The sequence below is a fragment of the Ruegeria sp. SAZD011 genome (assembly GCF_059612545.1).
This window is the reverse complement of record NZ_JBXWQU010000001.1, coordinates 46409-68485: the sequence shown is the minus strand read 5'-3', so window position 1 is coordinate 68485 and position 22077 is coordinate 46409. Positions and strand designations below refer to the sequence as shown.

18 protein-coding genes and 1 pseudogene are annotated in these 22077 nt (G+C 61.6%); 7 read left to right on the top strand and 12 right to left on the bottom strand.

What is annotated here, in order from left to right:
• Nucleotides 1-41 precede the first annotated feature (41 nt).
• Together AC2FLM_RS00350 and AC2FLM_RS00345 are read right to left on the bottom strand one after the other, a co-directional pair.
• Complete coding sequence (locus AC2FLM_RS00350) at nt 42-1073, bottom strand: LacI family DNA-binding transcriptional regulator (protein ID WP_496854661.1); 1032 nt, start codon at nt 1071-1073, stop codon at nt 42-44.
• Between the two features lie 401 nt (nt 1074-1474).
• Nucleotides 1475-1786: pseudogene (locus AC2FLM_RS00345) on the bottom strand (IS6 family transposase); the annotation flags it as partial.
• Between the two features lie 456 nt (nt 1787-2242).
• Between AC2FLM_RS00345 and AC2FLM_RS00340 the strand changes: the two are divergent.
• Nucleotides 2243-3040 (top strand): phytanoyl-CoA dioxygenase family protein, encoded by a 798-nt coding sequence (locus tag AC2FLM_RS00340; protein ID WP_263390445.1) that lies wholly within the window; start codon nt 2243-2245, stop codon nt 3038-3040.
• A 14-nt stretch (nt 3041-3054) separates the two neighbouring features.
• Nucleotides 3055-3822 (top strand): HpcH/HpaI aldolase family protein, encoded by a 768-nt coding sequence (locus tag AC2FLM_RS00335; RefSeq protein WP_496854659.1) that lies wholly within the window; start codon nt 3055-3057, stop codon nt 3820-3822.
• A 46-nt stretch (nt 3823-3868) separates the two neighbouring features.
• On the opposite strand, the gene AC2FLM_RS00330 is transcribed toward AC2FLM_RS00335, so the two are convergent.
• From AC2FLM_RS00330 to AC2FLM_RS00300, 7 genes are all read right to left on the bottom strand, one after another.
• Complete coding sequence (locus tag AC2FLM_RS00330; protein WP_496854657.1) at nt 3869-4633, bottom strand: SDR family NAD(P)-dependent oxidoreductase; 765 nt, start codon at nt 4631-4633, stop codon at nt 3869-3871.
• A 40-nt stretch (nt 4634-4673) separates the two neighbouring features.
• The gene (locus tag AC2FLM_RS00325) at nt 4674-5426 is read right to left on the bottom strand and encodes an SDR family NAD(P)-dependent oxidoreductase (protein WP_496854655.1); all 753 of its coding nucleotides are present in this window, start codon (nt 5424-5426) and stop codon (nt 4674-4676) included.
• Nucleotides 5427-5458: 32 nt separating this feature from the next.
• Nucleotides 5459-6973 carry a sugar ABC transporter ATP-binding protein gene (locus AC2FLM_RS00320; protein WP_234221477.1) on the bottom strand — a complete coding sequence of 505 codons (1515 nt, stop codon included), beginning with the start codon at nt 6971-6973 and terminating at the stop codon, nt 5459-5461.
• Nucleotides 6966-8069, bottom strand: a complete 1104-nt coding sequence (locus AC2FLM_RS00315; protein ID WP_496854652.1) for an SMP-30/gluconolactonase/LRE family protein — start codon at nt 8067-8069, stop codon at nt 6966-6968. Before AC2FLM_RS00315 ends, AC2FLM_RS00320 begins: the two co-directional genes overlap by 8 nt.
• Nucleotides 8069-10216, bottom strand: coding sequence for an ABC transporter permease (locus AC2FLM_RS00310; protein WP_496854650.1), 2148 nt, complete (start codon nt 10214-10216; stop codon nt 8069-8071). Before AC2FLM_RS00310 ends, AC2FLM_RS00315 begins: the two co-directional genes overlap by 1 nt.
• A gap of 80 nt (nt 10217-10296) precedes the next feature.
• Nucleotides 10297-11331, bottom strand: coding sequence for a sugar ABC transporter substrate-binding protein (locus AC2FLM_RS00305; protein WP_234221473.1), 1035 nt, complete (start codon nt 11329-11331; stop codon nt 10297-10299).
• A 51-nt stretch (nt 11332-11382) separates the two neighbouring features.
• Entirely contained in the window at nt 11383-12387 is a 1005-nt protein-coding gene (locus AC2FLM_RS00300) for an ABC transporter permease (protein WP_496854648.1), read from the bottom strand.
• A 290-nt stretch (nt 12388-12677) separates the two neighbouring features.
• Between AC2FLM_RS00300 and AC2FLM_RS00295 the strand changes: the two genes are divergently transcribed.
• Complete coding sequence (locus AC2FLM_RS00295; protein ID WP_234221471.1) at nt 12678-13052, top strand: EthD domain-containing protein; 375 nt, start codon at nt 12678-12680, stop codon at nt 13050-13052.
• 17 nt (nt 13053-13069) lie between these two features.
• On the opposite strand, the gene AC2FLM_RS00290 is transcribed toward AC2FLM_RS00295, so the two are convergent.
• Genes AC2FLM_RS00290 through AC2FLM_RS00280 form a run of 3 tightly spaced genes read right to left on the bottom strand, consistent with a single transcriptional unit; the run spans nt 13070 to nt 15806 of the window.
• Nucleotides 13070-14260 carry an acyl-CoA dehydrogenase family protein gene (locus AC2FLM_RS00290; protein WP_234221470.1) on the bottom strand — a complete coding sequence of 397 codons (1191 nt, stop codon included), beginning with the start codon at nt 14258-14260 and terminating at the stop codon, nt 13070-13072.
• The gene (locus AC2FLM_RS00285) at nt 14257-15018 is read right to left on the bottom strand and encodes an SDR family NAD(P)-dependent oxidoreductase (RefSeq protein ID WP_496854645.1); all 762 of its coding nucleotides are present in this window, start codon (nt 15016-15018) and stop codon (nt 14257-14259) included. The genes AC2FLM_RS00290 and AC2FLM_RS00285 overlap by 4 nt, the downstream gene beginning before the upstream one ends.
• Complete coding sequence (locus AC2FLM_RS00280; protein WP_496854642.1) at nt 15015-15806, bottom strand: TetR/AcrR family transcriptional regulator; 792 nt, start codon at nt 15804-15806, stop codon at nt 15015-15017. The genes AC2FLM_RS00285 and AC2FLM_RS00280 overlap by 4 nt, the downstream gene beginning before the upstream one ends.
• 47 nt (nt 15807-15853) lie before the next feature.
• Here AC2FLM_RS00280 and AC2FLM_RS00275 point away from each other — a divergent pair, with 47 nt between their 5' ends.
• Genes AC2FLM_RS00275 through AC2FLM_RS00260 form a run of 4 tightly spaced genes read left to right on the top strand, consistent with a single transcriptional unit; the run spans nt 15854 to nt 22076 of the window.
• Complete coding sequence (locus AC2FLM_RS00275; RefSeq protein ID WP_496854640.1) at nt 15854-17644, top strand: acyclic terpene utilization AtuA family protein; 1791 nt, start codon at nt 15854-15856, stop codon at nt 17642-17644.
• Complete coding sequence (locus AC2FLM_RS00270) at nt 17641-19263, top strand: acyl-CoA carboxylase subunit beta (protein WP_496854638.1); 1623 nt, start codon at nt 17641-17643, stop codon at nt 19261-19263. The genes AC2FLM_RS00275 and AC2FLM_RS00270 overlap by 4 nt, the downstream gene beginning before the upstream one ends.
• Before the next feature lie 9 nt (nt 19264-19272).
• On the top strand, nt 19273-20088 hold the full coding sequence (locus AC2FLM_RS00265) for an enoyl-CoA hydratase-related protein (protein ID WP_496854636.1): 816 nt from the start codon (nt 19273-19275) through the stop codon (nt 20086-20088).
• Nucleotides 20085-22076, top strand: a complete 1992-nt coding sequence (locus AC2FLM_RS00260) for an acetyl/propionyl/methylcrotonyl-CoA carboxylase subunit alpha (protein WP_496854634.1) — start codon at nt 20085-20087, stop codon at nt 22074-22076. The genes AC2FLM_RS00265 and AC2FLM_RS00260 overlap by 4 nt, the downstream gene beginning before the upstream one ends.
• Nucleotide 22077: the final 1 nt, after the last annotated feature.

Below are 22077 nucleotides of genomic sequence, written 5' to 3'. Positions count from 1 at the left end.
TTACGCGCGTAAATTTATTGGTTTCTTTTCTTATCAAGGCATTACGCTGATGCGCGCATGATCAGCTCTCCGTTGAACAGCCTCGTTTCGCGAGCAGACCCCCGTTCTCCCGATTCGATCAGGGACAGGATCGTCTCGACGCTGGTCGTCGCGATTGCAGAATAGTTGTGCGAAACCGTCGTCAAGGTCGGGCAGGTATAGCGAGAGAATGGGTGGTTGTCGTGACCGGCCACCCGCAGCGAACAGTCCGGCCCCCGGCCCACGCTCACCCTCAATTCATAGGCTGCGGCAAGGAAGCCTATGGCCAGTCGATCATTGCTGCAAAACACCGTGTTTGTGGCCAACCGCCCCGCAGAGATCACCCGCAGACCTTCTTGATACCCGATCTCTTCCAGATCCCAGCCCTCACCTGCGGCCTGGATGATATGCGGCGTCAGGCCCATCTGTTCCATGCCCTCGATATAGGCATTGCGACGCTTGTTGGCGTTCGGGTTCGGCGGCGTGCGCATCTCGAAAAAGACCGGAGGTTCTCCGGACCTTGTCAGGTACTCCAGCATGATCTTCGTGGCCTGGGCATTGTCGTGACCGATGAATGCCTCGCCCACCCCCTCGATATTGGCGTCGAAATTGACGGTCGGAACACTCTTGCAGAAGGCTTCGATCGCCCGCCTGTCCGAGGCCCGTCCCAATGGTGCCAGCAGCACGCCCGCCGGCTTGATCGAGCGCAGGGAGTCGAGATTGCCGACCTCAAGCGCCGGATCGCCATGGGATGACAAAAGGATCGGGCGAAACCCGGCTTCGATCACAAGCGTCTCGATCCGGCGCGCAATCTCCGCAAAGAACGGATCCGCCAGATAGGGCACCACTATGCCAATATTCTTGGTCAATTTCCGGTTCTGGTTAATGGCGAAAATGTTGGGCCGGTAGTCGCAGGTTTCCAGCGCCCTCTCGATCTTCTCACGCGTCGAGGGGCGTACGCTCTGCGGATCGTCGAAATATTTCGACGCCGTGGGTCGCGAGACACCGCTATGCGCAGCAAACTCTTCCATGTTCCGGATCTTGGGCTTGCTCATCTGCGCGGACCTCTTAAACTTTCGGAAACTTAACAATTTATTACCGCGCGCAAAAAATCAAATGCATTTCCGCGTCGATGCCGATCTGCGTCTAACGCCAGATACTGGCAGGCGCGGTTCGCGAAGAGCCTTGACCTGTCGATGGGGAACGCATGCTTGAACGCACACCCGGCCCGACAAACCTGACCTGAAACCCGGCTTTTCGATGAAGAGATCGCCCAGTCCGCTTCTGTCCTGTCACAGGCTGTTTCCTGCCTGTCTGTCCGACATGGACCTGCGGGCCGACACGGTCGATCAAGCCTATGCTGCGTCGCCGCCGGGCGTTCGCGCCAGATGGGGTTGCCATATGCTCGGCGCGAGGCCGCGTGCCTGCCTCAAGTCGGTTTGCTTTGACAGCACCCGCCCTCGTGATCCACAGCCCGCCAAAGGTAGTGGCGTTCGCCATTGATCTTCACGAACATCTCGTCGAGATGCCAGCACCATCGGCTGGATTTCATCCCTGCAATCCTGCGCTTTCGGATTTCAGCGGCGAACATCGGCCCGAACCTGTGCCACCAGAACCGCACCGCTTCGTGGCTCACATCAATGCCGCGCTCGTGCAGAAGGTCTTCCACGTTCCGCAGCGACAACGGGAACCGGATGTACAGCATGACCGCCAAGCGGATGATCTCTGGGCTGGTCTTGAAATAGCGAAACGGGGATCTTTTGGTCATGGCTGGACGCTACAAAACCGCCCTGCCCGCCTCAAGCCGGTTTGCTTTGACAGCACCCGCGGCTCGGCTCAAGTCAAGTTCCTCTGACATGCCCCTTTGCCCTGCTCAACCGGATTTCCACGAACAAGTCCCTGACACTGCCTCAACCAACACTCTGCGTGCGGCGCCCCCGATCCTCGTCCTTGATTTTCAAACAGTCGTTTGTTAGAACGCGTTTCATAAGGCAGGTTTTGGATCAGCAATCCTGCCTTGCCCTGTCGGCGTAGAGTTCATGGACGGTCCGCACATGACGGCACTTTTGATGACGCAGGCTCTCAATAAGACGGGCGCATTTCTCGATCTTCGGACAAGGCTGCGCGATGCCCTGCGTCGTGAGCCAGTCCCCTCGCCAACAAGCGCTTGCCCAACGGCACCTAATCGCCTTCGCCCCGTGCAACCGAACCAAGGAGTAGACGAATGTACCTGACAGAGGAACAGATCGCTGAGTACGAAGACAAAGGCTATGTGCTTGTCAAAAATATGCTCACGGCGGACGAACTCGCTGTTCTCGAATCCGCCTTGCAGGACCTCGGCAAGCATGACGGGCCCGAAGTCTCGCGCGAAGCCGATGGGTCGCCGCATGTCGTTTACGGGATGCACGCGCTCGACGAACGCTTCTCCGCTTTGGCCCACCATCCGAAGCTTGTGGGGGCTGCGGAAGAGTTGCTCCATCAGCAGATCTACGTCCATCAGTCCCGCGTCAATATCAAGCAAAAGGGCGGCGCGATCGTAGACTGGCACCAGGACTTCGGCACATATCATCGCGTCGATGGTGTACCCGAACCCAAGGGTCTGATGATCTCGATTCTGCTGGACGAATGCACGCCTTGCAACGCTCCGCTGATGTGTGTGCCCCGAACCCAGCATGCAGGCATCGTGCAGGAGGCGAGCGTCAACAAGAACGCCGAGGACCACGGAGCTGCCGCCAAGTACCGGTATGACATTCCCCATGAGACACTTGATCGGCTGGTGAAAGAAAACGGGTTGGAGGCCATCACCGGGCCCGCAGGTTCCATCCTCTTCATGAACATGAATGTTGTGCATGGCTCGACCGTGAACATCACGCCCCTGCGCCGGACAATCCTCTACCTCAACGTTTGCACGATCGACAATCGGGGCACTGCATTTGCGCGGCCGGAGTATCTTGCCGCGCGTGACTTTTCTCCGATCATTCCCGGCGAGGCTGACGTCCTGAGCAAATTCGCAACCGCCTAGTTGGAGATCGGTCGATGCGCAGCAATCCCGTCAAAAAGGCCTTGCAACGAGGTGAGAACGCCTTTGGGACAATGATCTTCGAACTGACATCGCCGGGCCTTCCAGCGATCCTGGCCTCGGCGGGCGCTGATTTCGCGCTATATGACATGGAGCACAGCGGCTTCGATTTGGACGAAATGAAGCGGCAGTTTTCCTACATGAGGGGCCTCGACCTGGTTCCGATCGTTCGACCGCCGGGCAAACAGTATCAGTTCGTGTCGCGCCTGCTCGACCTCGGCGCAATGGGATTGATGATGCCGATGGTCGAGTCTGCGGAGGAAGCGCGCGACATCGTGTCCTGGACGCGCTATCCGCCAAAGGGGCAACGCGGCGCCATGTTCGGCGGGGCCCACGACGATTATGCATGGGGCGATATCGCGGAGAAGATGCGGATCGCTGAGGACCGCACGATCGTCTTGGCGATGATTGAAACCGAGCGGGGGGTCGCAAACGTCGACGAGATCATGGCAGTCGATGGTATCGACGGCGCGCATCTTGGTCAGTTCGACTTGTCCCTCTCGCTTGGTATTCCCGGGCAAACAGACAGCCCGCGCATTAACGAAGCTATTGATGCGATGCTGGCCGCCTGCCAGCGCCACGGCAAATTCGCGGCCTGCATGGCACCGACCGTCGAGATTGCGCGGGCATGGATGGATCGGGGGTTCACCATGGTGTCCTATTCCTACGACATCGGCCTTCTGGCGAATGGCTTAGCGGATGGGATCAACACCCTGAAAGGCTGATCGCGGCGAAGGATTCCGGACGACCGGATTCGGCAGCGCATGCGCGCTACGCCATCATGCCGCCATCGGCCAAATAGACCGCGCCTGTGACGAACGCGGCCTCATCGCTGGCGAGGAACAGCATGACATTTGCGATCTCTTCGGGCGTGGCATAGCGGCCGATCGGAATGTTGCTCTGCATGACGGATTTTGCGCGCTCAGCCGCCCCCGGAGCGAGCCCTTCTTCCAGACTACTCATCATTCGGGATGCCACAGGGCCGGGATTTACCGTGTTGACGCGGATATTCTGTGCCGCGACCTCCTTGGCCGCAGATTTCATCAAACCGATCACCGCGTGTTTGCTCGTGGAATAAGGGGCAACCTGAGCCGATCCGCGAATGCCTGCGACGCTTGAGGTGATGACGATGCTTCCTCCTCCGCGCGCGGCCATCGTCGGAAGGACTGCCTTCATCCCAAGAAACGGCCCTTTCACGTTGACCGCCATGACCCGGTCAAAGAGCGCCTCGTCACTATCGACGATCGGCCCCACGGCCCCCTCTGTTCCGGCATTGGCCAGAAGGATGTCCACTCCGTCAAAGCAACGAATTGCTTCGGCCACCATTGCTGCATTGTCCCGGGCAGAGGTCACATCCGCAGCAAAGGACCTGACATTCTCGCAGTCCAAGTCCTTGCAAACGGCTTGCAATGCAGCGCTTTCCAGATCGACCAGAAGTACGCGAGCACCTTCCGCTGCAAACCGCCGCGCAGCCGCTTTCCCGATGACACCTGCCCCGCCAGTTATGATCGCGACCTTGCCGGACAGACGTCCCATAGTGCCACTCCCCTGAACCCAAACCTGTGGCGGCTTGGCCCTATCTCGCCGTATACCCGCCATCGACCGGCACTGCTGCGCCCGTCACAAAACTCGCCGCGTCGCTGGCCAGGAATGCTGCAACTTCGGCAACTTCATCTGGCTGCCCGAGACGCCCCATCGGGTGCAGCGATCTGAGAAAGTCCATGCCTTCGGTGCCGCGCAGCGTCGAGATAATGGGGGTTTCGACATAACCGGGGCACACCGCATTGACCCGCACACCTGCCTTTGCGAAGGCCAGCGCGAACTGTCTGGTCAACCCGACCACGCCATGTTTGCTTGCGACATAGGCACTGAGGGACCCGGTCAGCTGCGTGTTGTCGTGATAATCCTCGGCCCACATCAGTCCGCCCAGCCCGGCAATGGAGGATGTGTTCACAATCGCTCCGCCGCCCTGCTCCGCCATGATCGGGCAGGCATGGCTCAACCCGAAATAGACACCGTCTAGGTTGATTGCCGTCGTAGTCTCCCAATCCTTTCCGCCTACGCCTGCGTTGTTCATCAGGATGTCCAGCCGCCCGAAATCTCGCCGGGTTTTCTGGATCGCTTCCCGAACCGCCTGTTCGTCCGCGCTGTCCAGCACCATGCTCGATGTCGGCCCGCCGACCAAATCTGCGGTTTCCCGAACAGTATCTTGGTCGATGTCCGTGCAGACCACGCTGGCGCCATCCCGGGCCAGTGCCAGCGCCATGGCGCGCCCGATGCCCGATCCGGCCCCGGTGACAATCGCGACACGATTTTCAAAACGGGCCATCTGTGCGTCTCCTCCCATGGATTGCCGTCACTCTAGTGAATTGCGGCGTACATGATCTTGTCTTCCGTCGCGGTGGCGGCATCGAATTCCTCGACGATCCGGCCCTGCCGTGCGACGAGGATCCTGTCGGCGACGCTCAGCACCTCGGGAAGATAGGAAGAAATCACCAGCACGGCTTTGCCTTCGTCCGCCAGGGTCCTGATGGCCTGGTGGATGACCGGGATCGTCCCGACATCGACACCGCGTGTGGGCTCATCGAAAATCACCAGGTCGGGCTCCTGCACCAGGGATTTCGAAATCATAACCTTCTGCTGATTGCCGCCTGAAAGCTCGGATATCTTCGCATCTCGATGGGTCGCCGCGATGCGCAGCTTGTCCACCCAGGCATCCGCGAGGGACTGCCGTTCCGCCCGCGAGACAAAGATCCTCCGACCGAGCCGGGTGGCTAGACGACCAAGATAGATATTGTCATCCACTGTCATCGTTTCGAAGAACCCGTTCACCTTGCGGTCTTCGCTGATATACACGATGCCATCGTTGATCGCCTGGCCCGGCACGCGATACCGCACTGGCTTGCCGTTGAGATAAATCATCCCGCCATTGAGCAGATTGCGTTTGAATTCGCCGCAGACGATCTTGGCGATTTCCGTACGCCCCGATCCGATCAGCCCAGACATGGCCACGACCTCGCCCGCGTAAACGGAAAAGGACATGTTCTTGACCGCGCTGCCCATCGTCACGTTCTCGACGCTCAGAACTTTGCGGCGTACGCCCTTCTGTCCATCCGCGCTGTGATCGGCCTTGGCGTAGTGGCTTTGTGAGACGTCGCGCCCCACCATGGCCCGGACAAGGCCATCCCTGTCGAACTCGGCTGCGGGCTTGCAGACAATCACCCGGCCATCGCGCAAGACCGTGATCCGATCGGCGATCTGCAGCGATTCCTCGAGAGCATGGGAGATATAGATGATGCCCACACCATGTCTGCGCAGGTCCTCGATCAGGTGAAAGAAATGCAGGATCTCTTCCGGCGTCAGGCTTGCCGTAGGCTCGTCAAAAATGATGACCCGCGCATCAAACCGCAGGGCGCGCGCGATCTCGACCATCTGCCGCTGCGCCGCGCCAAGCGATGACACCATGGCCGCCGGGTCCACGTGGAAGTTGCGCGATTGCAGATGCTGCTGCGCCTTGATGTTCAGCAGACGGAACCGGTTATAGAATTTCTCGTTACCGAGTTCGATATTCTGGGCCACGGTCATGGTAGGGACCAGGCTGGTTTCCTGGTACACCATCGCAATCCCTTGGCGCAGGGCATCCGCCGGGCTTTCGAAGGTGACCGGAACGCCATCGACCTCGATCGTGCCATGGGTCAGCTTGATCGTGCCCGCGATGGATTTGGACAGGGTCGATTTGCCTGCACCGTTTTCTCCGACCAACGCATGCACTTCGCCTGCGCGCACGTCAAAGTCCACATCTTCGATCGCGTGAACACCGCCGTAAATCTTGCTGCCGGACGAAATACGAATGATCGGTGGTTTCTGGTCATGCATCGGCAAGCCCTCCCCGCTGGCGAATCACAAGGCGCTGATGCCCTTTCGAGAGGACATAGAGGCCCTCGGAGCAGGGCAAGGCGGAGGTCACGCCATGGCACGTCCCGCCCACGCGACTGTGCAGACTCTCAATCACGTCGCCGTCCTGGTTGACCCTCAGCACCAGCCCGTAGGACCGCGGCGGAGCCCAGGCCTTGACCACGCCCAGCTTCTTGATGCCGCCGCCCTGTAAGGGCTCCATGTATGACCCCGTGGCCCGCAGCGACGGGGCAATCCAGAAGGCCGGATCTACTTCGGCCATCATGGCTGTGCGAAAGTCAGCGTCGCTCAGGACGAGTTCCACAAGATGCGTGCGCGCCGCAAAGAGGCAGACCCAAAAGCCGCCTCTTCCATCAGGGATTAGGCGCGAGGGATAGCCGGGAAAGTTCCGCACCATCTTGCGTCGGGCGCCGCCGTCGCGGTTACAGAGCGACAGCGTATGCGCCCAGCTCTCGCTGAAGAGGATCTGGCTGTCATCGGGTGTGATCGCCACACCAGCGGGATAGGCCAGTCCGCGGGCCAGGATCTCGGCCTCGCGCCCCGTCGGATCGACGCGGATCAGAAGGCCCGACGCGTTCTTCTGCATGAGATCGACAACCCAGTCCTGCGGCTGGGTATCGCAGGAGCCTTGCGTCACATAGATCGTGCCGTCACGCGCAACTGCAACGGCCGTGAGACAGCCAAGCTTCTGCCCGCCTGCCTTGCGCAGCCATTCCACGCGACCGCCGTCCGAGATGAGCGCCAGCCCTTCGCCCGAGACGCAGGCCAGAAGCCGTCCGTCCGGGTGGAATGCCAAGGCCCCCACTGCGCCCGGCAGGTGAGCCACCTCCTCGCACTCTCCCGCGGGCGTGCGGCGCAGGACCCGGTCACCGACCGACACATGCAACCGGCCATCGGAATCGAGCGCCATGTCATCTGGCGGCGCATCGAAGACCGCCAATTCAGCGCAGCGTTCCAGCGCATCGTTGGGAGACAAGTTGCCATCCATCACCGGGATAGAGTGCTGATCCTTGTTGCGGTTCAGGATCGCGCGGATATTGCGAAGGATCTGGGACATCAGGAGAGTTCCCTCCGTTTGTCGCCCCAATAGGAGTCCCAGCCGGTCCAGGTTTCGTCCACGCCCTTGAGTTTCAATCTGCCGATACGGTTGTTCTCGAGCCCGCCCAGATAGAGATATCCCTTGTGTTCGCGCATCGAAGTGATGGTGGGGTGGTTTTCACCACCCGGATCCCAATAGGATGCCTCGGGCTTACCATTGGCATCGAGCTTGATCACGCATCCGTTGTTCACGCCCGGGAAAATCCATTCGTCCACGGGGATTTCCTTGACCATGCGATACCGGAAGCGCGGGCTTCTCATTGCCAGATCGAATGCGGGATACCGGATGCCTACCAGCGCAACCCAATAGCCTCCGTCGGACGCCCGGTTGATATTGTCGAGATACCCGGGAAAGTTGTCCGCCCAGATATCCATCTGGCCTTTCTTCGGTCCGGCAATCCAGTACCGGAAAATCTTGCACAGCCAGGTGCTGGCCACCAGAACTGCCTGTCCGTCGTGGGTCACACAGACGCCGTTGGGAAAGACCATGCTTTTGACGACGGTGCGTGTCTCACCAGTCGCTGGGTCATGTTCCACCAGCCGACCGTTGCCGCGCCCTTCGACCCCGTCCACGTGCCAGCTGTGCATCTCGTACCGGATCGTGGCTTCGGAAAAGTAGATCTTCCCGTCAGGCGCAATATCGAGATCGTCCGCCAGCCGCAGCCGGGAGTCGTCGTTGAGTTTGTACCAGGTGCGATTGGTCTGATCGGTCAGCTTGTAGACCTCGCCGTCGGGGCGGACACCGTAGAGGCCCATTCCGCCCACGCACACGATCAGGTTCTCTTCCTTGTCGAACGCCATGCCCAGAGGGCGCCCGCCAATCCGGGCGAAGACGTCGCGCTGCGAAAAGTCTTCGCCGGAAAAGCGCACGATCCAGCCTTCGCGCGTACTGCCGTAGAGCCTTCCCTGCCGGTCGAGTATCACATCTTCCGGGCCCTCGATCTGATCGAGACCGATGGCCTCGACCGTGGCGAGCGCGTTGTTCTCGGCCAAGGGTGATCCGCTGTCGCGCGCGATCTCTGGCATGGGGCCGAAATCGACCCGCGTGGGGTTCACATAGATCTTCTGAATGACCTTTGCGCGGTTCTTGGCCCATTTCACATCAAGTCCAACCGCCGCCAGCAGCAGCAATCCCAGACCGACCGAGGTAACCGGCCCCGGCATGCCTAGTCGGACAAGCCCGTTGACCAGGACGAAAACGATCACCGCACCGATCATCGCGCGACCGATTGTGCCCTTTCCGCCCGCCAGAGAGATCCCGCCGAGGACAACGGCCGTCAGCGCGGTAACCTCCCATCCGGTGCCGGTATCGGTGCCGGGGCTGTTCTGGCGCGCCGCGTAAAGCACACCCGCCAGGCCGCATAAGGCACCGGACATCACGTATGTCAGGCAGAGCAGACGCTCGACCTTGATCCCGACGTGCCGGGCCGCCTTGCGGCTGGAACCGATGGACATGATGTGCCAGCCGGGCCTTGAATTTCGCAGAAAGACATGCCCAACCAAGGCCACGGCAATCAGAATGACGACATTGACGGGAACGCCCAGGATCAAGCCGTCGCCGAGGAAATCCCAAGCGGAATTGTCCACCCAGGCGGTAGCGATCTGGACGGCATAGGCCTTGTTGATGATCTCGACGATGGCCCGGTAGATGATCAGCGTGACCATCGTCGTCAGGAAAGGCCGCGCCTTGAGATAACCAATCAGAACCCCGTTGAAGCCTCCTAAGATCGCGCCGCACAGAACACTCGCAGCGAAGACCACCCCGACAGGCATCTGGAACACGCTGATCATCAGCAGAGCCACCAGATTGACGATGCCAACGATCGCCCCGACGCTTAGGTCGATCCCCCCCGAGATGATCACGATGGCCATGGCAATCGCCACAAACCCGAATTCCGCGAATTGCCGGGGCAGCTCAACCAGGTTGTAGGCGGTGGCATAGTTCGGCACCGTCAGGGAAAAATAGGTAATCAGCGCCACCATGATGGCGAAGGGGATCGCCGGCTCCATCCACGATTTCGACAGCAGATCCGAAAGGAAGATGCGGAACGAAAAGCGGGATTGCAGGTTCTGCAAGACAGAGCTGGCACCGGTACGCGCGGCCATGGGCTTGTCCATCTAAGTTGGGGTAAAGGTAGCGACCGGGAAAGCGGACCCCGCTTTCCCGGCGATCAGGTCTGCTTCGCTTAACCGGGCACGTCGAAGCACATCGAAGGATCGACGTTATCCCTGGTGACCCAGAACGGGCGGCTGTAATGCGCCATGCGGATGTCCGTCGGCGCCAGCCCCGATTGCAGCATAAAGCTGACCGCTGACATGATGGCTTCGCCCTGCTTGGGTGCGCTGTAGTTCAGGAATTTGTAGAACAAACCGTCCGAGACGTTGGTACAGTCCTGACGATTGCCCTCGCCAGAAGCATAGACCTTGACCTGATCCGTCTTACCGGCGGCTTTGACCGCCTGTGCGGCCCCGTTCTGCATGGTGCCCCAGAAACCGAAGGTGGCACACAGATCCGGGTGCTGCTGCAGGACCGTCGCCGTGATGGTGTTGGCCTTGCTGGCATCCCATGCAGCATCCTGTTCCGAGACGATGGTGATCGTGTCGTCCGCGGCAAGCGCTTCCTTGAAGCCTGCCAGCTGTTCTATACTGGCGGCCGAGGTCAGATCGCCCTGCACCACCGCAACCTTGCCCGAGGTGCCGCTGTCCTTGCCGCAGGCCTGCACGACATCTTCGCCAACCATCCGACCGACCTGGCCCCAGTCTGCACCGACATAGGCCCCTGTCTTGTAGTTCGAGACCATGTTGACCTGAACGACGTGAATGCCCGCCTCTTCAGCCCGTTTGAGCTGCTTCGCCAGAAGCTGGACGTTGAAGTTATGCACGATCATCACGTCGGGCTTTTCCGCGATCAGCGAATTGACGATCTGCACCATCGTGTCGGGGTTCCAGCCCGGATCGCGGACATCCAGCGTCAAGCCCATCTGATCGGCTTCCTGCTGCATGACATAGGTCCACATATCGGTCAGCGGAAAGCCCAGGGTCGTGGGCATCCAGGCGACCTTCTTACCGACAAGTTTCGAGTCGACCAGCTCGCGCAGCTCGGCCGAGCTGTTACCACCGGCAAGTTGTTGGGCCTCTGCCGCAAGGCCGCCTGCAACGACCAGCGCCGCCGCAGCGGGAAGGCATCTTATCAACCGGGACAGGGGTGTCTTTTGGGTCATTTTGGTCTCCTCCGTGTTGTTGGGTAGCCCTGCGGGCCTTCTGGTATGCGCTCAGTCTCCTTGCCGGGCGGTTTCTTCGTCTCGGGGGTGCAGGAAGTTGTCGAGCAGGATCGCACCCAACAACACCAAGCCCTTGATGATGCTTTGCAAATTGCTGTCGAGATTCATGATGATCATGCCGTTGAGCAACGTCCCGATCAGTGCGGCGCCGACAATGACGCTCAAGACGCTGCCACGTCCTCCGACAAGCGATATTCCACCCAACACAACCACCAGGATGACGTCGAAGATCAGGGTGGAATTGATCACCTGGGTATTCATGCTGGCATTCATCGCGGCCATGACCAGCCCTGCGAGAAAGCCGATCACCGAACAGACGCTATATTCGAAAACCGTCAGAGGCCGCACCGGGATACCGGTCAGACGTGCCGTGTCGGCGTTGTCGCCATGAGCATAGACGAACCGCCCCACACTGGTTCGCGACAACATCAGGTGGACGAGGATCGCAAGCAGAATGAAGACAATCACCGGCATGGGAACACCGAAAAGGCGCCCCTGTCCAACAAACAGGAACCCGTCATTGCCGTTGGGAATATAGCTGATGAAGCCGTCCAGCACTGTGATGCGGGCCAATCCATAGACCAGCAGACCGCTGGCCAGCGTCGTGAAAAGCGCCGGGATCTCGATGAAGGCAATGATCAGCCCGTTCGCGATGCCGATGGCCAGCGCAACGGCCAACCCCGCAAGCAACGCGACCGGTATGGCAAAGCCAGATCCGATCATTTGACAAACGATGGCCGCGCTGACCGCCATGGCCGTGATCTGCGACAGATCGAGACCGCGACCGATGACCACGACCCCCATGCCAAGACTGAGGATCCCCAGGATCGCGACGCTGTTGCTCATGGTCAGGAGGTTGCCAAGTGTCGCGAACCCCGGAAGCGTCACGGCGAAGAGGACGCCAAGTCCGAGCGTGACCAGAAGAACGATCACCTCCTGCGAAAACAGGTTGTCTTTTCTTCGCCGTGCGGGTTTGGAAACGCTGGCGTCAGTCATGGCCAAGCCTGCAGTTTTCGGGCTCTACCAGGCCTTTCTGCAACGAGTCAAAGGCTTCAACCGTCAAGGTGTGTTCGACCTCAAGTTCGACGCCCCTTTCGACCAAACACGCCGGTCAGGGCTCAGTGACGCGATATCCGGATCCGTCAAACACGCCAATTCACAAAGGTAACCAGGCACTACTACAAGATCAGGACAATCAATTTACCTAACGATCGCTTGTTATGTTAAACGAGTCAAGCGCGGTCTGAAGCGGCTGCGGATCTCGGTCGGAAACGAAAGGGAAGACCATGCTCAAACTGATATTTTGTCTTAGGCGGCAACCGCATCTGACCCGCGAAGAGTTCCAGACGTATTGGCGCAACACCCACGGGCCCCTCGTGGAAAAGCACCGGGAGGCACTGCGCTTTGCCGTCTACAACCAGATCCACACGATCGAAGACGAGATGGGCACAGCGCTGGGGCAAGTGCGCGGGGCGCCTGAACCTTTCGACGGGTTTGCCGAGATGGTCTGGGACACGCGCGTGGATCTGGATAGCGCGATGACAAGTTCGGAAGGGCGATCCGCCGGACGGGAACTCTTGGCCGATGAAAAGCGGTTCATCGACCTGGCAAACTCTCCCCTCAGCCTGGGACGGATCGCGTTCGGCCTGGCGCGCGACTAGGGGCCGCCGCAGCGCAGCTACGGGTTTTGCGCTTTGGTCCAGTCCCGCTTGAGCTTCTTCGCGAGGCTCCACTTGTGAACCTCGGTCGGACCGTCGTAGATCCGGAACGCCCGGATTTCGCGGAATACCTGTTCGACGATCGTATCCCCTGTAACGCCCTGCCCGCCCATACATTGCACACAGCGATCCGCCACCCGCATCAGCGCCTCGGATACGGCGACCTTCGCCATCGAGCTTTCGACGGTCCCGCGCGCGCCGCTGTCCAGCACATCGGCGCACCAATAGACCATCAATTCGGCCTGCTTCAGGTCCATCAGGTTTTCGGCCAGCATGAAGCCGACACCTTCATGGTCGATTAGAGGCTTGCCAAAGGCCTGTCGCCGATTGGTGTAGCTCACTGCGATTTCATGCGCGCGGATGCAAGCCCCCAGCCACCGCATGCAATGGCTCAGACGAGCAGGCGCCAGCCGCACTTGCGCATAGCGGAACCCCTCCCCGGCCTCACCCAGCATCTGATCGGCGGGCAAGCGCAGATTGTCGATGGTGACAACCGCGTGGCCGCCCGGCATGGAGCTGTCGATCGTATCCATCACGCGCTCAATCCGGACATTCGGGTGCGGCAGATCGACCAGGAACATGCAGGCGCCTTCCTCGGCCTTGGCCATGACGATGCCCATCCCTGCCCCGTCGGCGCCGGTGATGTATGTTTTGCGCCCGTTGATCACCCAATGGTTGCCGTCCGGCACGCAGATTGTAAGCATCATCGACGGATCAGACCCCGCCCCGCCATCTTCGGCGGGTTCGGTCATGAAGAAAGCTGACCGCATCTCGCCTGTGATCATCCGGCTGAGGAAGCGCTCTTTCAGCTCCGGTGAGGCCACCTTGCCCAGAAGGTACATGTTGCCCTCGTCCGGCGCGCAGGTATGGCAGGCCAATGGCCCCAGCGGCGACAGGCCCGACCGGATCAGAACGGCAGCGGTTTCGCGCTGGGTCAGATGACAGCCATCCTCAAGGATATGCGGTGTCATCAGCCCCGCGTCCCGGGCCAACGCCTTGAGCTCTTTCGACAGATCTTCGGAGGGGCCATGCGCCCCAAGACGCGGATCGCGCTCAAACGGCACCACCGTCTCGCGTACAAAGGTTTCGACGCTGTCAGCAAGTGCCAGCGCGCGGTCCGATATGCCGCTGCGCTCCATGGTAAAACTCATTTCGGAGCCATCCTTATTGCCCCATCCAGGCGGATCGTTTCGCCGTTCAACATGGGATTTTCGACAATCGCTGTGACAAGCTGGGCGAACTCCACCGGATCGCCGAGACGGCTGGGGAAAGGCACCTGCACCCCCAGCGAGGCACGGATTTCTTCCGAGAGTGTCTCCAGAAGCGGCGTCAGGAACAGCCCCGGCGCAATCGTCATCACCCGAATGCCATAGCGCGCCAATTCGCGGGCGATTGGCAGGGTCATGCCAACGACTCCGCCTTTCGAGGCCGAATAGGCGGCCTGCCCGATCTGGCCGTCAAAGGCCGCGACCGACGCGGTGTTGATGATGACCCCGCGTTCCTCGCCCAGCGGGTCGGCGGTGTGCAAGGCTGCCGCGAATTGCGAAAGCAAGTTGAATGACCCCGACAGGTTCACGTTCAGCACGGTGTTGAAGACTTCGAGCGATGCGGGCAACCCGTCGCGGTCGATGACTTTGGCGGGCGGGCCGATCCCCGCGCAATTGACAAGGATCCGCGCCTTGCCGTGCAGACCTTCGGCAGCGGCGATCGCTTCTTTCACTTCGGTGGCGTCGGAAACGTTCACTTTGAAAAACGCGCCACAAATCGCCTTGGAATGCGCCTCACCCTTCTCCACGTTGATATCGAAAATGGCGACCCTGGCTCCGGACGCGGCCAGCTTTTCCGCTGTGGCTCCGCCCAATCCCGATGCGCCGCCTGTCACGATAGCGGCTTGACCTTCGATCTTCATTGCGCTTCCCCCCCGTCTTGCTTCGTTCCATCACCCTGCCCACCCGAGCGCAACTGGTCTTCGATATCGGCGATGACGCCTTGCAGCTGTCGCACAACTCGCGCGCCGTCCAAAGCGCCAGCGGGCGGGCGGTCCATGATCCCGGCCGTGAAGACGGTGAGGAACTGCCCCACCTCGGCTTCCGTATCCGGCAGCATCGTCCGCAAACGCGCGCTGCGGGCGAAATGCTCTAGGCCTCCGTAGAAGGCGTCGCGCATCACCGACACCGAGACATCGGCGCGGATTTCGCCGCGCAGAACGCCATCCCGGATGACGCCGTCAAAGACCGCCACGTAACGCCGGTTCAGCGCATAGGCTTCGGTCTCGCGGTATTCGGGCGACGGAAGATACGGTCCCATCGCCTCGGCGATGAGCGGCCATTCTTCCAGAACCCGGCTGAAATGCAGCCGCGCTAGGGCGGTCAGCCGCGCCTCGGTCTCATATGCGGTTTGAACGGCGATTTCCGCGTCACGCGTAAGTTCGACATAGAATTCGCTGACGGCTGCCATAAGCAGCGCCTGCTTGTTCTTGAAATAGAGATACACCGTGCCTTCCGCGAGATTGGCCGCCTGCGCAATCGCAGTGATCTTGGCATCCTCCGGACCCTTTTCGCGGAACACCGCTCTTGTGGCGGCAAGGATCGCGCGTTCCTTTTCTTCGACCTTCTCGCGTCGGGTCTTGGATACGGTCTCGGGCATGCGGATTCCAAAAAAATGAACTTGATTCACTAATACTGAATATGCTTTCATTTTAGTCCTGACGCAATACCGACTACCGAGGGGAGACGGTTTAGGGGATGTGCGACGACGTGATCAGGATCGGCGGGGCCAGCGGTTATTGGGGGGATGACCCGACCGCCGCCGCGCACTTGCTTGCAGCAGGCGGGCTGGATTACCTGGTCTTCGACTATCTGGCCGAGGTCACCCTCTCGATCATGGCGCGGGCCCGGGCCAAAGACCCTGATCAAGGCTATGCCCGCGATTTCGTCGATGCGGTCATGCGTCAAAACCTGCCCGAGATCGCGCGACAGAAGGTACGCGTCATCTCGAACGCAGGCGGCGTCAATCCTCGGGCCTGCGCCGCTGCGGTCCGCGCGATGGTGGCCGAGATGGGGCTGGATCTGACCGTGGCCGTCGTCCTGGGCGACGACCTGACAGCGCGCGCACCTGACTTTTCATCCTGCGAGATGTTCACCGGCGCGCCCTTCCCCCCGGTCGATTCGATCTTTTCCGTCAACGCCTATCTTGGGGCCTTCCCCATAGCCCAGGCGTTGGAGGCAGGGGCAGATATCGTCATCACAGGGCGCTGCGTGGACAGTGCGGTGACACTCGGCGCATGCATTCACGCCTTCGGCTGGGCCGAAGACGACCATGACCGTCTGGCTGCGGGCACACTTGCCGGGCATATCCTGGAATGCGGCACGCAGGCGACGGGGGGGAACTTCACAGACTGGCACCTGGTGGCCGAGTGCCTCGATCGCATCGGCTATCCGATTTGCGAGATTTCAGCCGATGGCACCATGGACATCACCAAGCCCGACAAGAGCGGTGGTCTGGTCTCTGTCGGAACCGTGGCCGAGCAGATGCTTTACGAGATCGGCGATCCGCAAGCCTATGTCGTGCCCGATGTGATCTGCGATATCTCGGCCGTGACGCTCACTCAGGTGGAGGAAAACCGGGTGCGCCTGAGCGGCGCGCGGGGTATCGCTCCAACACCAGATTACAAGGTCTCGGCCACCTATCTGGACGGCTGGCGCGTCGGCAGCACTGCAACCTTCTACGGCAGTGACGCGGCCGCCAAGGCGCAAGCCTTTTGCGGCGCGGTCTTTTCGCGTGCCCGAATGGCCCTGCGCCGCATGAATCTGGCCGATTTCACCGAAACCAGTGTCGAGATCATCGGCGCAGGCAGTCAGACCGGCGACGCCGCGCGGGCCGGAGATGCACGCGAAGTCGTCGTCAAATACGCGGCCCGCCATCCCGACAAACGCGGTCTCGACGTGCTCCTGCGCGCGGCCTCGGGGATGGGGCTCTCTGCTCCGCCGGGGCTCTCGGGTTTTTTCGGCACCCGCGCGCGTCCCTCCCCGCTGGTGCGATTGTTTTCCTTTCTCCTGCCCAAAGAGGATGTCCCGGTCGAGATCGACCTGGGCGACCGTCGACTGCCCTGCCCTGTGGCGGCGGGACAGGCCTTCGATCCGCAAGCACTCGTGCGACCGATGCCGCCGGATCACCCGGGCGCGCCGGTCGACCCGATCACCGCGCCGCTGGAGCGGCTGGCCTGGGGTCGCAGCGGCGACAAGGGCGACAGCGCGAATATCGGCATCATCGCGCGTTCGCCCGAGGCGTTGCCCTTCATCTGGCACAGCCTGGACGAAGCGACGATCCGGGCCCGGTTCGCGCATGTTCTGGAGGGGGATGTCAAGCGCTATTTCCTGCCCGGCTGCCATGCGATGAACGTGGTTCTGACCCGTGCCCTCGGCGGGGGCGGCGTGGCAAGTCTGCGCAATGACGCCTTGGGCAAAGGCTTTGCGCAAATCCTTCTGCAAACGCCGGTAGCGGTGCCCCGATCGCTGGTGGAGGCGCGGTCATGACGCCCTTTGCCACATCCATCGACCCCAAGTCAGATACCTTCCTGCGCAACCGGACCGAGATGCTGGCGCTGATGGATCAGGTGCACGCGCTCAAGGCCCGCGCAGCAGCCCTCTCCGAACGGCGGCGTCCGCGCTTCGAGGAACGCGGGCAGTTGACGCCGCGGGAACGTCTGCATCGCCTGTTGGACCCCGGCATGCCCTATCTCGAACTCTACGCGCTGGCCAACTATCTTGTGGACACCGATGATCGCGACGCATCTGTGCCTGGCGCCAGCGCATTGTCGGGGATTGGATTCATCAACGGCACGCGCTGCGTGATTTTCGTGGATGACAGCGGCATTGCGGCCGGGTCTGCCGTGGCCAAAACCTCCGACAAGTTTCAGGCCTGCCTCGACATCTCGATGCGGTACAAGCTGCCCTTCGTGCACCTTGTGGAAAGCGCGGGCGCGGATCTGTTGCAATACGCTGTTGAAAGCTGGGCCTTTGCGGGTCGCATGTTCTGCAAGCTGGCGCAGCTGAGCGCGGCGGGCATTCCGACAATCGCGGTCCTGCACGGCCCCGCAACGGCCGGTGGCGCCTACATGCCAGGGCTGAGCGACTACGTGATTTCGGTCAAGGGCCGCGGGCGGGCGTCATTGGCTGCCGCAGCCCTCGTTCGTGCCGCAACTGGCGAGGAGACCAACGAGGAAGACCTCGCAGGCACCGAAATGCACGCCACCGTTTCAGGCCTTGTGGAATACAGCGCCGAAGACGATGCCCACGCCCTGTTGATCGCGCGCAATCTGGTCAAGCGGCTGGACTGGAACAAGAACGCCGTACCCGGACCTGCGCGGACCTTCGATGCCCCCGCGCTCGACGCCGACGAGATCGCGGGGCTCGTGCCAGTGGATTACCGAAAAAGCTATGACGTGCGCGAGGTGATCGCGCGCATTGTCGACGGGTCGGTCTTTGAAGAGTTCAAGCCGCGGTATGGTGCGTCCACCGTCTGTGTGCAGGCGGCGCTTTTTGGCCGGGCCTGCGGGATCGTGGGCAATAACGGCCCGATCGACCCCAATGGCGCCACCAAGGCCGCGCAGTTCTTCCAACTCTGCGATCAGGCCGACATGCCAGTGATCTTCCTGTCGAACACCACCGGCTACATGGTGGGTCGCGATTACGAACGCGCGGGTATGATCAAGCATGGCGCCAAGATGATCCAGGCGGTCTCCAACCTGCGCGTGCCGCGCATCACGCTTTACATCGGGGCCAGCTTCGGCGCGGGCAATTACGGGATGTCGGGCGTGGGGTTCGCGCCGGACTTCCTGTTTTCATGGCCCAACGCCACCACGGGCGTGATGGGCGGCCAGCAGGCGGCGCTGACCATGGATCAGGTGGCCCGCGCCAGCGCGGCACGGCGCGGGACCGAGGTGGATGAAGGCAAGCTCGCCCGGCAGAAAGAGCGCCTGATCGCCCATTTCGACGGACAGTCGGACGCGTTCTATACCTCCGGGCGGATGCTGGATCAGGGCATCATCGACCCGCGCGACACGCGCAAGGTTCTGGGCTTTGCTCTGGACACCTGCGCCGAGGCACGGCGGCGCACCGTGCGCCCCAATGCCTTTGGCGTGGCGCGGATGTGAGGGGGCGAGATGAGCAAAACGCATGAGACGATCGAATTGATCCGCGACGGTCATTGGATGGCGATCCGCCTGAACCGGCCCGAGCGGCGCAATGCCATGACCCGCCAGATGACGTCACAGCTGACCGATGCGCTCTTGGCCCTGCGGGACGACCGCGCGGTTCGCGGGATCACCCTGCGCGGAAACGGCGGATGGTTCTGCGCCGGCGGCGATCTGGCGGAATTCAGAACCGATTTCCAAAGCGGCCCGCCCGATCGCGCCGAAATCGAGGCCGCCAGCCGCGCGGCGGGCACATTGTTTCACCTTCTCAATACCATGCCGCAGGTCACCCTTGCGCTGGTCGAAGGCGGCGCGATGGCGGGCGGGCTGGGATTGATGTGCGCCTGCGACATCTCGGTGGCGACCGAGGACGCCGCCTTCGCACTCACCGAAACGACGCTGGGCCTCCCGCCCGCTCAGATTGCACCCTTCGTCCGGTCGAGGGTCGGTCTGGCTAAGGCGCGCCAGTTGATGCTGACTGCCCCGCGCTTCAACGGCACCGAGGCCGGGCGACTGGGACTGGTCAGCACCGTGGTAGCGGATCACGAGGCATTGGAGGCCGAAGAAGTCAGGCTGCGCGCGGCACTGCGCCTTTGTGCACCCTCGGCCGTTGCAGTGACCAAGAAGATCCTTCTGGACCGCGTCGAAGATAACGATACGATGATTCTCTCCGCCGCCAGCGCGTTTGCCGGGTGCATCCTCTCGGACGAAGGCCGCGAAGGCGTCGCCTCGTTTTTCGAAAAGCGCCGCCCCTCCTGGGCACGCATGCCGGAGGATGAGGCATGAGCCGCTTTTCCTCGATACTTGTCGCCAACCGAGGCGAGATCGCCTTGCGCGTCATCCGCACCGCCCGCGCGATGGGGTATCGTACCCTTGCGATCTATTCCGAGGCTGACGCATACGCACCCCACGTGCGCGCTGCGGATGATGCGGCCTGCATCGGACCGGCGCCTGCCGCGCAAAGCTACCTTTCGGTCGCGGCAATTCTTCAGGCCGCGAGAGAACTTGGGGCCGAGGCGATCCACCCCGGCTACGGATTCCTGTCGGAAAGCGCCGAGTTCGCGCGTGCGTGCGAAGACGTCGGCCTAGTCTTTATTGGCCCGCCCGCCGATGCGATCGCGCTGATGGGCAACAAGGCCGAGGCTAAGCGGCGGATGCTGGCCGCAGGTGTGCCTTGCGTGCCGGGTTATCAAGGCGAAGACCAGTCAGAGGCCGCACTTCTGGCCGCTGCAGAAGAAATCGGCGTGCCGCTCATGGTCAAGGCCGCGGCAGGCGGCGGGGGCCGCGGCATGCGGCTGGTCGAGGATCTGAACGTGCTGCCCAAAGCGCTCAGCGCCGCCGCCTCCGAGGCGCAAAACGCTTTCGGCTCGCGCGAGCTTATCCTAGAAAAGGCGATCCTGCGGCCGCGCCATGTCGAGGTGCAGGTCTTTGCCGATGACCATGGCACCACCCTGCACATGGGCGAACGCGACTGTTCGGTGCAGCGTCGGCACCAGAAGGTGGTCGAAGAGGCGCCCTGCCCCGTCATGACGCCCGAGCTGCGCGAGCGCATGGGCGCCGCTGCGGTCGAGGCCGCGCGCGCTATCGGGTATCGCGGCGCAGGCACGGTCGAATTCCTTCTGGGCGATGACGGCCAGTTCTATTTCCTGGAGATGAACACCCGCCTCCAGGTGGAACATCCCGTCACGGAAATGGTGACAGGCCTCGATCTGGTCGAGCTGCAGTTACGTGTGGCCGAAGGACGTCCGCTGGGGCTCACGAAAGAGGAGATCCGCCTCGACGGCCACGCCATCGAGGTTCGCCTTTATGCCGAGGAGCCGGCAAAGAGCTTCCTGCCGCGCACCGGGCGAATCCGCTTGTGGGAACCCGCCCGGACCGAGGGGCTGCGGTTTGATATGGGGGTCGAGACCAGACAGGAGATCTCGCCCTACTATGACCCGATGATCGGCAAGCTGATCGCCTGGGGTCCCGACCGCGAGACCGCGCGCCGACGGCTGGTGGGCGGGCTGAAGGACAGCCTGCTGATCGGTCTGACCTCCAATCAGCGGTTTCTGATCGACGTCCTAGAGGAAGACACCTTTGTCGAAGGTCGGGCCACTACGGCCTTCGTCGACGAATGCTTTCCCAAGGCCCGCCGCGCCGTGCCCGAGGCCACTTTGCAAGATGCCGCTTGCGCTGCTGCGCTGCTCTATCGGCTCGAGCGTGACGCGCATCACGCCGCAAGCCTCGGCGTCCCGGCAGAGCTTCTGGATTGGGCAAGCGGCGGGCCGATACATACCCGCTACGTGATGAGCGCGGGTAATGCTGCCTATGACCTCACCGTCACGCCAAATCCCGGTCGCGTGCTGCTGATCGCCTCAGACGATGGTCAGCATATGATCGAGCTGCTGTCGCTTACCGACACACGCAGTGCGTTCCGCTTGGATGGAAAGACGGTTTCGACGGGATACCTCTGGCAGGATGGAGGCGCGATCACCCTGTCGCGCGATGGTGTCGTGCATGACTTTCAGAACCAGATCGCGCTGGCGGCTTTTGTCGGCGAACCGGCAGGCAGCGGGATCATCGCGGCACCCATGCCCGGTCTGGTGCTCGAAGTTTCTGTCGCCGTCGGGACAAAGGTCGCCAGGGGAGACGTGCTCGCGGTGATCGAAGCTATGAAGATGCAGCACGAGATCCGGGCCGATATAGATGGTATCGTGACTGCGGTCGAAGCGGCGGCGGGATTGCAGGTCACCGCCGGGGGCAGGCTCTTGCAGATCGACGGGGATGGATAAG